General features: G+C 41.5%; 9 protein-coding genes. 6 read left to right on the forward strand and 3 right to left on the reverse strand.

Annotation, left to right across the window (positions count from 1 at the left end):
• Positions 1-105 precede the first annotated feature (105 nt).
• Positions 106-1,830 carry a diflavin flavoprotein gene (locus tag ACPZ3T_RS13655; RefSeq protein ID WP_490276896.1) on the forward strand — a complete coding sequence of 575 codons (1,725 nt, stop codon included), beginning with the start codon at positions 106-108 and terminating at the stop codon, positions 1,828-1,830.
• 250 nt (positions 1,831-2,080) lie between these two features.
• The gene (locus tag ACPZ3T_RS13660; RefSeq protein WP_490276897.1) at positions 2,081-2,818 is read left to right on the forward strand and encodes a DUF429 domain-containing protein; all 738 of its coding nucleotides are present in this window, start codon (positions 2,081-2,083) and stop codon (positions 2,816-2,818) included.
• Positions 2,819-2,880: 62 nt separating this feature from the next.
• On the opposite strand, the gene glgP is transcribed toward ACPZ3T_RS13660, so the two are convergent.
• Complete coding sequence (glgP, locus tag ACPZ3T_RS13665) at positions 2,881-5,445, reverse strand: alpha-glucan family phosphorylase (protein WP_490276898.1); 2,565 nt, start codon at positions 5,443-5,445, stop codon at positions 2,881-2,883.
• Positions 5,446-5,837: 392 nt separating this feature from the next.
• Positions 5,838-6,161: a hypothetical protein gene (locus ACPZ3T_RS13670; protein ID WP_490276899.1), complete on the reverse strand. Its 324-nt coding sequence runs from the start codon at positions 6,159-6,161 to the stop codon at positions 5,838-5,840.
• A 581-nt stretch (positions 6,162-6,742) separates the two neighbouring features.
• On the opposite strand from ACPZ3T_RS13670, the gene ACPZ3T_RS13675 reads away from it, so the two are divergent.
• From ACPZ3T_RS13675 to ACPZ3T_RS13690, 4 genes are all read left to right on the forward strand, one after another.
• On the forward strand, positions 6,743-6,871 hold the full coding sequence (locus tag ACPZ3T_RS13675) for a hypothetical protein (RefSeq protein WP_490276900.1): 129 nt from the start codon (positions 6,743-6,745) through the stop codon (positions 6,869-6,871).
• Positions 6,872-7,309: 438 nt separating this feature from the next.
• The gene (locus tag ACPZ3T_RS13680) at positions 7,310-8,005 is read left to right on the forward strand and encodes an acyltransferase (protein WP_490276901.1); all 696 of its coding nucleotides are present in this window, start codon (positions 7,310-7,312) and stop codon (positions 8,003-8,005) included.
• A 257-nt stretch (positions 8,006-8,262) separates the two neighbouring features.
• On the forward strand, positions 8,263-8,379 hold the full coding sequence (locus ACPZ3T_RS13685) for a photosystem II reaction center protein I (RefSeq protein ID WP_015141200.1): 117 nt from the start codon (positions 8,263-8,265) through the stop codon (positions 8,377-8,379).
• A 203-nt stretch (positions 8,380-8,582) separates the two neighbouring features.
• Positions 8,583-11,147: a DUF3769 domain-containing protein gene (locus ACPZ3T_RS13690; protein WP_490276902.1), complete on the forward strand. Its 2,565-nt coding sequence runs from the start codon at positions 8,583-8,585 to the stop codon at positions 11,145-11,147.
• Between the two features lie 204 nt (positions 11,148-11,351).
• On the opposite strand, the gene ACPZ3T_RS13695 is transcribed toward ACPZ3T_RS13690, so the two are convergent.
• A complete protein-coding gene (locus ACPZ3T_RS13695; protein WP_490276903.1) occupies positions 11,352-12,872 on the reverse strand; it encodes a hybrid sensor histidine kinase/response regulator in 1,521 nt (506 codons plus the stop codon).
• Positions 12,873-12,876: the final 4 nt, after the last annotated feature.

Consider the following 12,876-nt stretch of genomic DNA (forward strand, 5'->3'; position numbering starts at 1 on the left):
TTGATTTTTTTAACTTATCTATAGATTTTTTCATAAAAGTTAACAAAGAACTCGTGCCAAAATAGAACTAGAGGCATAAATACTCATTGTGTTAAGGAGATAGTTATGGTAGCAGTCACCGATAAAGCTGAAAAAAGACTCACCATACAGACTGGGGGAATTGCTGAAGATACTACCGCAATTCGTTCTCTGGACTGGGATCGAGATCGCTTTGATATTGAGTTTGGTTTACAAAACGGTACTACTTATAACTCATTCCTCATACGCGGTGAGCAAATAGCCTTAGTTGACACCTCTCACGAAAAGTTCCGTCAACTCTATTTTGATACCCTCACAGGATTAATTAATCCCCAAGATATAGATTATGTGATTATTAGCCACACCGAACCAGACCACAGTGGCTTAGTTAAAGATTTGTTACAGATGTCGCCAGATATTACGGTGGTGGGTTCAAAGGTAGCAATCCAATTTTTGCAAGACCTAGTACATCAACCATTTAAACGTAAGATTGTCAAAAATGGCGATCGCTTAGATTTAGGCAACGGTCACGAAATAGAATTTGTCATAGCCCCTAATTTACACTGGCCTGACACGATATTTAGTTTCGACCACAAAACCCAAATCCTTTACACCTGCGATGCGTTCGGAATGCACTATTGTTCTGATAGCACCTTTGATGAGGATTTAAAAGCCATTGAAGCAGATTTCCACTATTATTATGAATGCTTGATGGGGCCAAATGCCCGGTCAGTTTTGTCTGCCCTAAAGCGGATGGGAGAATTACCGACAGTAAAAATGGTGGCGACTGGCCACGGGCCGCTGCTTTCTCATCACGTTGAAGAATTAATTGGACGTTACCGCAAATGGAGTCAAACCCAAACCAAAGCAGAAACCACCGTAGGAGTATTTTACGTTTCTGAATATGGTTATAGCGATCGCCTCGCCCAAAGTATCGTTAAGGGTATCAGCAAAACAGGCGTAGCTGTGGAAATTGTCGATTTGGGTGCAGGCGCAGACTTACAAGAATTGCGCGAACTCGTCGGACGCTGTGCTGGCTTAGTCATTGGGATGAGTCCTGTATCTGGTGCAGCAAATATTCAAGCCGCCTTGAGTACAGTGTTAGGTTCTGCTAACGAAAAACAAACTATTGGTATCTTTGAAACAGGCGGGGGTGATGACGAGCCGACTTACCCACTATTGAACAAATTCCGGGCGTTGGGTTTACACGTAGGTTTCCCTGTAATTGAAGTCAGAGATACACCAGGGGAAAATACTTACAAACGATGTGAAGAAGCCGGAACAGACTTAGGGCAGTGGGTAACACGCGATCGCAGTATTAAAGCCATGAAATCCCTAGGTGCTGATTTAGACAAAGCCTTGGGAAGATTAAGCGGCGGACTATATATTATTACAGCCAAAAAAGGCGAAGTTTCCAGTGCGATGTTAGCTTCTTGGGTCAGCCAAGCCAGCTTTAAACCGTTAGGATTATCCATTGCTGTAGCTAAGGATAGAGCAATTGAATCTTTGATGCAAGTAGGCGATCGCTTCGTCCTCAACGTTTTAGAAGAAGGGAATTATCAAACCCTGATGCGCCACTTCTTAAAACGGTTCGCCCCTGGTGCAGATAGATTTGAAGGAGTCAGAACCCAATCGGCTGAAAACGGCGCGCCCATCCTCGCCGATGCTTTAGCCTACATGGAATGCGAAGTCCAAAGCCGGATGGACTGCGGCGACCACTGGGTAGTATACAGCAACGTCTACACGGGTAGAGTTTCCAAACCCGAATCTCTCACAGCAGTTCACCACCGCAAAGTGGGAAATCATTACTAATACCAAGTTGCAGTCAAAGATAGTAACTTGGGGTGGGGAGTGTGGGAGGTGTGGGGAGTGTGGGGTGTAGGAATACTATTTCTGAAAGCAACTTAGTATAAAAAACAAGTTTGTAGTCAGGACTGAAGTCCTGACTACGGGACTTTCAAGAAAAATAGGCGATATCCTTAATTCTTTAAAACTGACAATAATTATTTAAAGTACAGCAGCAAAAGCTGTGGGTAGATGCGGCTTTGACATCTCAAAACTTATGAAATTTATTGGTGTGGATTTGGGTTGGAAATCACAACCTAGTGGGTTGTGTTGCTTAAAATTGGTAGCAGGAAAATTAGAGTTAGTTGACTTAGAAAGAAAAGATGCGATCGCTGACATCCTCTCTTGGATAGATAATTGGGTAAAACCTGATGAATCTGCACTCATCGCCGTAGATGCACCTACCCTAATTCCTAACGCTACAGGTAGCCGTCTACCTGATAAACTAACTCATAAATATTTTGGTAAATATCACGCCGGTTGCTACCCTGCTAACCAAAATCTTCCCTTTGCAGAACGCACAATCAATTTTGGCTTAGAATTAGAATCTCGTGGCTTTGTCCATGCACCCCAAATTACAGCACAAGCACTGGGTAGATATCAAATAGAAGTTTTTCCCCATCCCGCCATAGTCAATTTATTCGGCTTAGAACGTATCCTTAAATATAAAAAAGGGCGTATCAGTGAACGCCGCTTAGAATTAATCAAACTTTATCAATATATTGTTGAGATTCTGCCCAAGTTTGAACCAGGTTTGTGTCTGGGTGATTTGCTGAGTGCTGAAATTCCCTCCACAGGAGCAGAACTCAAAGCCACAGAAGATCAACTAGATAGCGTGATTTGTGCGTATGTGGCTGCTTACTGGTGGTATTGGGGGGAACAACGTAACCTAGTATTAGGCGATCGCACCACAGGTTACATTGTCATCCCCAAGGGATTGGGTAATGGGGACTAGGGATTGGGATCAAATAAATCTCCCCTGCTCCCTCTGCATCCCCTGCACCCCTCCTTTCTAGCTTACTCAGCCCAAGCAATTAAGCGAGGTTCATAAGCAGTAGATAAGTGTGGGTGTTTTGGTAATACCCGCAAGGACAAGCCTTGTAAACCGGAAGTGGTGTAAATGATATCAGACGTATAAACACTGAGTCCTTGTGTATCCTGTCCTTGGTAATCCATGACTACAGGCACAGCGTTGACAATCTCGCCGTTGGCATCAATTGCACCTTGATATAGTTCTACCTGGACATCATCATTTGTTAAAGTTGCCAAGTCAACCTTAGCTTTGACACCAACGGTTTGATTAACTTCAATATCTGCTCCGACAGATACGTCAATATCTTTGATTTTGATATTAAACCAGTGTTCGCCGAGTTTAGCTTTCCAATCTGCTAGTTCTTTAGCTGGAACATAATTATCAGAGCTTAAGGTATGGTAGCGATCGCTAGCTGGGAAGTAAGCTCTTTGTGCATATTCTCGCACCATCCGGGCTGTATTGAAGAAAGGACAATTCAACCGAATTGCATCTTTCATTTTGGCAACCCAAGGGCGGGGTAAACCATCGTCATCCCGGTGGTTATAGAATAACGGCACAACTTCTTTTTCTAATAAATCGTAGAGTGCGTTAGCTTCTACTTCATCTTGGTAGTTGGGATCTTCGTAGTTTTCGCCGTGGCCAATTGCCCAACCTGTACGGACATAATCGGCTTCATCCCACCAACCATCAAGGACACTCAGATTAGGTAATCCATTCATGGCTGCTTTCATGCCGCTAGTACCGGAGGCTTCGCGGGGACGGCGGGGTGTATTTAACCAGACATCACAACCAGCTACCATTAACCGGGAAATATGGATGTCGTAGTTAGGAACAAACACTATGTGTTTTTCTAAGTGTTGTTCAGTGATGAAGTGGTTAATTTCGCGGATGAGTTCTTTACCGGGAATATCTTTCGGGTGTGCCTTCCCAGCAATCACGAATTGCACTTTACGTCCTTTAGTGCCTAATAAAATGCGTTTAATGCGTTCAATGTCTCGCATCCACAGGGTAGCACGTTTGTAGGTAGCAAAACGGCGCGCAAAGCCAATGGTTAAAACATTAGGATCAAGCACTTCCTGGGCTTGGGCAATTTCGGAGGGGGAAGCACCGCGATCGCGCAGATGCTTGACTAAATGATCCCGGACATACAGAATCATATCTAGACGACAACGCTCGTGATTGCGCCACAATTCTTCATCGGGAATTGCTGCCATCCGTTCCCATAGGGGGCTATCTGGTGGTGCTGATGACCAATTTGGCCCTAAATAGCGATCGTATAACTCCTGAGTAGATTTGGCGACACAACTGCGGGCATGAACACCATTAGTAATCGCTGCAATAGGTACTTCTTCGACGGGGACTTTTTTCCACAACCCTTGGAACATTTGGCGTGATACAACACCATGCAGTTGAGCCACACCATTAGAACAGGTTGCCATCTTTAAAGCCAGGACTGCCATACTAAAGGGGGCAGATAAATCTCCTGTATTTTCCCGTCCCAGTCCTAAAAATTGCTCTTTGGGTAAGCCAAAAATATCTGCGTAGTAACCCAAGTAGTGAATAATTTTGTCGGGGGGGAATAAGTCAATACCAGCAGGTACAGGTGTATGGGTGGTAAAGATATTGCTAGACATCACCACCTGTTTAGCTTCGGCGTAACTCAACCCTTGTTCTTGAATCAAAATCCGAATGCGTTCTAGGGCTGAGAAGGCGGCATGACCTTCATTCATGTGGTAGGAGGTGACTTCATAGCCCAAAGCGTTCAACATCTGCACACCACCAATCCCTAACATAATTTCTTGGTGGATACGCATATCGATGTCGCCACCATACAGTTGATCTGTGATGTCGTGGTCGTAGGGGTTGTTTGGTTCAATGTTGGTATCTAGCATATACAGGGGTACTGTTCCCACCTGTACGCGCCAAACTCTGGCGTATACCTTGCGCCCTGGATAATCTACGGCAATCCGCAATTCTGAGCCGTCAGGATTGCGTTCTAGGTGCAAGGGCATATTGTAGAAATCGTTAATGGGATAACGTTCTTGCTGCCAGCCATCAACATTGAGATACTGAGCAAAGTAGCCTTGCTGATAAAGTAAACCTACTCCCACTAGAGGTAAACCCAAGTCACTGGCAGATTTGAGATGATCTCCTGCCAATACACCCAAGCCTCCAGAATAAATCGGCAGACAATCTACTAGTCCAAATTCAGCCGAAAAATAGGCGTAGCATTCCTTTGGTTTCTGAGTGCGCTGTTTTTCATACCAAGTCCGCTCTTGTAAATAGTCTTCTAACTGACGAGCGGCACGATCCATCTGCGCTAGGAAGCCTTCATCTTCGACTACTTCCAAAAGCCGTGCTTGGCTAATTGTACCTAGCATTAATACTGGATTGTGATGGCTAGATTCCCATAAATCGGGGTCTAAGCGGCGAAATAAATCTTTAGTGTCAACATTCCAATCCCAGTGTAAGTTGTAGGCCAACTTCCGCATTGGTTCTAGTCGTGACGGTAGTGAGGGAGAAACGTTGAATGTGCGAATCGGCTGCATAGGTTAGCAAAGTTCCTAGTTTAGCTATGGCTATTGTTGACTGTCTTTACCCAATGTTGCCAATTCTTTATACTATGTTTGTAAAATTGCCATGACTTTGTTAAGCATTGAAAATTACACCGATTTATAGCCTATTAATTCATGGTAATAGTATTTTTTCGTATTTAATCATCTTCAAAATGGCTGATTAATTTTATTAAAATTTAATTATTACTTCAGAGAGGATATATTCTTCCCCTTAGTCTGCTCTTGTGATCCCAAAAAAATAATTATTTTTATTCAAAATTGTGAATAAAATATGGTAAGTTAGGCCTTCGGTTAAATAAATCAATTGAATTGAACAAGGGTGTTAATCAATTTTCGACTCAGGAGTCTTTAAGTGAAGCAAGATTTCATGTACCTAAAGATGCTTGATCCTGAGAGTTGTTGGACATACTTAGAGCCAGGGCGGCGGCGAAAGCCATTTCTGCTGCCACTTGATAAGCCAGTTTGATGCTAGATTTATTTTGCTGATTGTAAGTAGGCAAGTAAGATTTTTGACGATGTGACTCTCGCTGTACCTGACCAGATGCGATCGCACGTTGCAAGATAATCAACGCATCAACATCTTCTGAGTCATAATTGACTTGGAGGAGTGCATTAATTTTGTTTTGGGCAGCAAGTCCCAAATAACCGAGACTTAAAGCTTCCTGAGCAATTTCTGTAATTAAAGTCATAATTGCCGTCAGTTTTGTTAGTTAACGGTGATGTTCAAGGTGACATTTGCTAATTTTCCATGAGAATATCATGGTCGTCACTTTTATAGGGATTGTCTTCAAAATTTATAATGTATCTGACCAAGCACACATCACCCAATTGGATCACCTGATTGGGCGATGTACAAATTTTACTTGTTGGACAATAAGTATTTGTGTGGACTTAAATTTATGCCAGAAGATAGATGATGGCAATAAGAAAACTCAAGCCACTATAGAGAGAATAAATCTAAAAACACCATTAAATAAACAATTCACAGAATTTAATTTTTTGATATCTGTTAACTATTGGTTATTTATTAAACCGATAAAATGTATTTTTATTTACAGTTTTACAATATAAAATTTTCAGGATTATGTCATTAATAATATTGCTTGGTTGCCAATTTATCTCATGTCATGAATATCAAATAAAATTATCTAATTATGGTTGATCCATTTTAAATAAAACGTGTTATCCTGGGAAGCAATTATTCTCAATAATAATTCATGTAATTCAAAGCATGATTTGGTAGTTAGTTTGTAAATCATCTGTGTGCAACATGATTAGAGCAAAATACTCTAGAAATTCGTTGCAAGAAAGTCGTCATAGCGATCGGGGAAGAGCTTACTTGTTTGCACCGATGGTCAATTTTAATGCGATGGCTGAAGTTGGCGATACTCCACCTTAATTTGGTTATATCTTAGGTAAATATCACCAAGTAAAATGCAACACAAATAATATTTGCGAGTGCAGTTGATAAAACCTCTACAGAATACAGTGTTACTCACCTAGTCCAATTAAAACAGTTCTCAGTTACTAGTTCTTTGATGGGGATTTACACCCGCCACAAATGCCTAATGGCTGTTAGCAATTCCTGGGGGAATTAGACTCATGTATTTAAGTGATAGATGTTCATTGTTAAGACTGTCATAAATTATTGTGTTCGCAAATACAACAAGCACAATTAGCTCAATTGATTTACAGGTTTTATATATCAATTAGGGTGTAATTGTAACAACAAGAAATTAAATTTAACTGTAATAAGTTAACTTATTCAGCCGTAAAATGCTGAGTATTTAATCAAGAGTTTGCACATTCTTCACACAATTGATCTGAGAATTAGGGCATGAATCAGCAGCAATTAAAATTAAAATGGCAGCGTTTCCAAGAACTTTTAGTGATCACAACATTGGCAGAAATACCAACATTAGCCCTTGGCCCAAAATTCAGAAATATTGTTTATAGACAGATTTTTGGTCAGATGGGTAGTTCAGTTTATATCCAAAATGGAGTGGAATTTAACAATACTGCTGGTATTGAAATTGGTAGTGGAGCATACTTGCTCAAAGGTGTACGTATTGATGCCAAGGGACACCCTAATAACAGAATTAGGTTAGGAGAAGGAGTATGGATTGAGCGCAATGCTGATATAGGATGTTTGCAAGATACTTGTATTGACATTGATATTGAAACTTTTATTGGCCCTAATGTTTCTATTGTTGGCCCAGGAAACATCAAAATTGGCAAACGTTGTCTAATTGCAGGCAATTCAGGAATATACGCTAACAATCACAATTTTGCTGACCTGACACTGCCAATTAAATACCAAGATGTAACTCGTCAAGGAATTGTGATTGAGGATGACTGTTGGCTAGGACATGGAGTTACCGTTTTAGATGGTGTGACGATTGGTAAGGGTAGTGTCATTGGTGCGGGAGCGGTAGTCAGCAAAGATATTCCACCCTTTTCAGTAGCTGTAGGTGTACCTGCACGGGTGATTAAAAGCCGATTAGCAAAAGTGGCGGAAGTGGCTAGTCAATAGTTATCAGTTATCAGTTCTTTAAAATAGGAAACCTTAGCCGTGAGGCCACGTCTTACTTTCACATAGAAACAGCGATCGCAACCAAGGACATCTACCATCTACCTTTGATTTTGTTGACGGGGGAGGATTTGGTGCTTAAGTATCACCGTAGTCCTCTCCAAAAGTAACGAGTTGTGGGTAATATAAAGGAGCTATCTTTTCTGCATGGCAGATACTGACAAAGAGCTTCTTAGTCATAACTTTTGGAGAGATCACCGATGGTAACTTTAAAAATCGCTGTTTATATTGTGGTAGCTTTCTTCGTGGCTATTTTTGTATTCGGATTTTTGTCGAATGACCCAGCTCGTAACCCCGGCCGTCGGGATTTAGAGTAGAAACTAGACAAAGTATCTGTGAGTGCCGGAAGCTAAAAAGCAGCAAGTGTGATAGAAAGTCCCTACTGGGTTTTTTCTGGGCAGTTGCTTGCGTTTTTCCGGAAATCCTGCTGTTCATGAGCAGAAAACAACAGTCGGAAGGAACAAGGTAAATTCGTCCTTCCGACTATTAATTGGCTATTTGTTAGGTTGATTGTGTTTCTATGCTTCATCCAGTTCTACCCCCAACACCTCCGCCTCTGGTTGAACCAATACAGCCTGCAAATTCCATATTATCTGTCAATAATCAGCAAATTTCTGGGCTGAATCAGGTTGATAGTAGTGCAAATCACCAGGAAACTTCCCCAAAAGAAGCACAAACACCACCTGAAGAATTAGCAACTACTAATCTTGAGCCTGAAAGCAATCAAGAATCAAAACTGAAAATTGTTAATGTACCCTCAGCCAATGAAGTAGAGGCGAGGCAAAATACTACTCAACATCATCAACCAGAGAACTTATTAGGGACGCAGAAATCAGCAGTATTGACGAGTCCACCGGAAACTTTTGCTCCTGAGTTTTCGCCGTTAGCTACTTATAAGGCCAGAAATTTGGGAGAGCCTCTGGTAATTGGTTATCCTATTCAAAAAACAGCAGATTCTCTCCCCCAGGTTTCCCCTGATTCTAGTAATGTTGTGGTGGAGAATTTGCAAAAACAAGAGCAGAAAGAAAATATTAGTGTAGAAAAATCAGGGGATAGCATTAATCTTTCCGTATCTGCGACGGATAAGGTAGCGACAACTGAAACAGTTGAAAATGTGATTGAGTTTAAGTCTCGCAATACGACAAACTCGCCCTCAGTGCCAGCATCTGTGAGATTTCCCGCCAGTAACGCACAAACTCCCACTCAACCTGCACCAAATAGCCCAGCAGTCAGAACCAGAATTGTAGAAGTGACATCAGATCGCCAAGAATATGATGAACAAAGGCGGATTGTCACGGCGGAAGGGAATGTGGTGGTGCGGTTTGATGGTGCGGTAGTGGATGCCGATCGCGTGCAAGTTAATTTAGATAATTTAATTGCGGTTGGGGAAGGGGATGTTGCACTGACAAGGGGCGACCAGGTATTACGGGGAGAACGTTTTACTTATAATTTTTTACAAGACAGTGGGGAAATAGAAAACGGCAGGGGCGAGATTAACGTCCCTTCAGCGTCAAGAGATTTTGCTTTCTTCCCCACTGATGTTACAGGTACAGGAGTACCAGCCTACCCACCGAGCGATCGCATTCGTGCCAATCAACCGACTACAAGGGTTCAAAGTCCGGGTGGGATTGACTTTAGTATTGGGGGTACAGCAGAGGCTAGCAATCTTCCCCCACCAAAATCCGGTGGTGAGGTGAAGCGATTACGATTTGAAGCCAGACAAATTGAGTTTTATCCCCGTGGTTGGCAAGCTAGAAATGTCCGTATTACTAATGACCCCTTTTCACCCCCAGAACTAGAATTACGGGCTGATAAGGTGACGGTGACAAGGGAAGCACCCCTAATTGACCGGATTACTACCCAGCGACAACGGCTAGTATTTGACCAAAACTTTGTTTTACCGATTCCTGTAGACCAACAAGTTATTGACCGCCGAGAACGAGACACAACCCCATTGATTGTCTCTCCTGGTTATGATGGCGATCGCCGGGGTGGTTTGTTTGTAGAACGGGGTTTTACGGTCATCAACACAGACCAAACACGCTTCCAGATTACACCGCAATTTTTTGTGCAGAAAGCAATACAAGGGAATAGTGACATTCCCTCACTGTTTGGCATGAAAGCTCGATTAAATGCGACTTTAAGTCCTAAAGCTGTACTTCAAGGTTCGGGAGAACTCACTAGTTTTGACTTGACTCAGGTTGATGAAAATTTAAAAGCGAGTTTACGGTTAAGACAAACCTTGGGTGATGTTAACCCCCACATTCTCAATTGGGAATATAGCTACCGCGATCGCCTCTATAACGGTACACTCGGTTTTCAAACTGTGCAAAGTAGTTTGGGGGGTGTGATTCTTTCTCCGATCATTCCTCTAGGAAAAAGTGGAATTAACCTTACCTATCAAGCAGGCGCACAGTATATTAACGCCAATACAGACCGCCAAGACTTGTTAGAGGCAAACCGGGAAAATAATCGCATCTCCCTAGGACGCTTGCAAAGTAGTGCTACTCTCAGTAGAGGATTTTTACTCTGGCAAGGAAAACCCCTTCCAGCCACTGCTACTGAGGGATTAAAATATACTGCTAATCCTGTAGTACCCTACTTACAGGCGATCGCGGCTGTAACTGGAACTAGTAGTTATTACACCAGTGGAGACTATCAAAACACACTCACTGGCTCAATTGGCTTAATTGGTCAAATAGGACATTTTTCTCGCCCATTTCTCGACTATACAGGTTTTAATGTCACCTACTCTCAAGGTTTAAACAATGGTCTATCACCCTTCTTATTTGACCGTTCTGTTGATAATAAAGTTTTGAGTGCTGGGGTATCACAACAAATCTATGGGCCTTTTCGCTTAGGGTTTCAAACCTCAATTAACCTAGATACTGGTCAAGAAAGCAGTACTGACTACATCGTAGAATATAGCCGTCGCACCTACGGTATCACCTTACGTTACAATCCTGTGCTGGAATTAGGTGGATTGAGCATCCGTATTAGTGATTTTAACTGGACTGGTGGTACAGATCCATTTTCTGATGGTCAAGTTAGATCAGTAGTAGGTGGTGTACGACAAGAAAACTAGTAGCGTGTCAAGGCTAAAATAGTGCAATAAATGTAGGTTGGGTTGACGTTAGGAAACCCAACACTTTCAAGATCCTGTTGGGTTTCGTTCCTCAACCCAACCTACGCCTAATCCATCATTTAAGGCTTGCCACGCTACTAGTCATCAATTTTACTCTCCCTGCCCCCTGCCCCCTGCCCCCTGCTCCCTACTCCCTGCCCCCTGCTACCCTGCCCCCTGCCCCCTGCCCCCTGCTCCCAACAAAGGTAAGGTAACTGTAAATGTAGTACCATTACCTTCTTGACTGTTGACGCTAATTGTTCCTTGATGGGCTTCAACGCATCTTTTAACTATCACTAAACCTAGTCCAGTACCCTGGATTGATTGAGTATTGGAGGCTCGATAAAATGATTCAAACAGGCGTGCTTGATCTAGAGTAGGAATACCAATGCCTTGGTCTTGAATTTGGAAAATTGCTATATTATTCTTGGGATCACAAGTTAAATTAAATCTAATAGTTTCCTGATTGGGAGAATACTTTACTGCATTAGAAAGTAGATTTACCAACATATAATTTAAAAGTCGCTCATCCATAAGCGCATCTGTTGGTTCACTAGAGCAGTTAAAGATAATTTCATGTCCACTATTTCTGACAGATGTAAATTCATGAATGAGTTCTTGACAGAATTGTTTTAAATTTAAGGAAGCAAGATGACACTCTAATTTATCAGCTTCTGCTTTCCCCATAAATAGGACATCTTCCATCAAGTTTTTCATAGACTGCACGGCAATTTTAATTCTTTTTAAATAAGTATTTTTCTTGGTTTCAGTTAACTTTTCTCCTTGTAATTCTATCAGTTCTACAGCAGTTTGAATCACACTTAAAGGATTACGAAATTCATGAGAAACAGTAGAGATAAATAAGGATTTAAGATGATTTAATTCTTGTTCTTTCTGTAAAGCTTGTTCCAGCAATTCGGTTTTACGGCGTTCACTAAGATCCCAAAAGACGATGACTACACCATTGACTTGATTAGTTAATCCCATAATTGGGGATGCACTATCTCCAATGGGTATGCGTTTGCCATCTTTAGTGATTAAAGATGTAAACTCTTTTAAATAAACTACTTGTTGTTCTCTTAAAACTTTAGTGACTGGATTTTCTAATTTAGTTTCTGTAACTTCATCAACAAGGTGAAAAATTTTCGATACATCTGATCCTAGAGCGTCTTTTTGTTGCCAACCAGTTAAAGCCTCGGCTGCGGGATTCATAAATGTGACAATTCCCTGATCATCTGTGGCAATTACGGCATCACTAATCGAATTTAATAAAGTTGCTAATTTGTCATGATTTTCTCTAATATCTCGTTCTAAACGGTGTTTTAAAAGACCAATTTCAATCGCTATACGTAAGTCTTTGGATGTGAATGGTTTAACTATGTATCCAAAAGGTTGGGTGATTTTAGCTCGTTGTAAAGTATTGTCATCACCGTAGGCAGTTAAAAATATAATGGGAATATCTAAATTCTCACGAATGTAAATAGCGGTATCAATTCCATCCATTTCTCCTTTGAGGATGATATCCATTAAAACTAAATCTGGTTTAGTTTCTAATGCTTTGGCGATCGCTACTTTTCCAGAAGAAGCTGTACCAATAACTCTATATCCTAGTTGTGTGAGTTGACTAGTAATAGTTCTAGCGACAATGATTTCATCTTCAACTACTAAAATTTTTGCGGTTTCCATTGCC

Source organism: Aliinostoc maniaoense (genome assembly GCF_058172895.1).

Coding starts and splice junctions, on each gene's coding strand:
- ACPZ3T_RS13655 (WP_490276896.1), top strand. CDS start 106: ATGGTAGCAGTCACCGATAAAGCTGAAAAAAGACTCACCATACAGACT.
- ACPZ3T_RS13660 (WP_490276897.1), top strand. CDS start 2,081: ATGAAATTTATTGGTGTGGATTTGGGTTGGAAATCACAACCTAGTGGG.
- glgP (WP_490276898.1), bottom strand. CDS start 5,445: ATGCAGCCGATTCGCACATTCAACGTTTCTCCCTCACTACCGTCACGA.
- ACPZ3T_RS13670 (WP_490276899.1), bottom strand. CDS start 6,161: ATGACTTTAATTACAGAAATTGCTCAGGAAGCTTTAAGTCTCGGTTAT.
- ACPZ3T_RS13675 (WP_490276900.1), top strand. CDS start 6,743: ATGATTAGAGCAAAATACTCTAGAAATTCGTTGCAAGAAAGTCGTCAT.
- ACPZ3T_RS13680 (WP_490276901.1), top strand. CDS start 7,310: ATGAATCAGCAGCAATTAAAATTAAAATGGCAGCGTTTCCAAGAACTT.
- ACPZ3T_RS13685 (WP_015141200.1), top strand. CDS start 8,263: ATGGTAACTTTAAAAATCGCTGTTTATATTGTGGTAGCTTTCTTCGTG.
- ACPZ3T_RS13690 (WP_490276902.1), top strand. CDS start 8,583: ATGCTTCATCCAGTTCTACCCCCAACACCTCCGCCTCTGGTTGAACCA.
- ACPZ3T_RS13695 (WP_490276903.1), bottom strand. CDS start 12,872: ATGGAAACCGCAAAAATTTTAGTAGTTGAAGATGAAATCATTGTCGCT.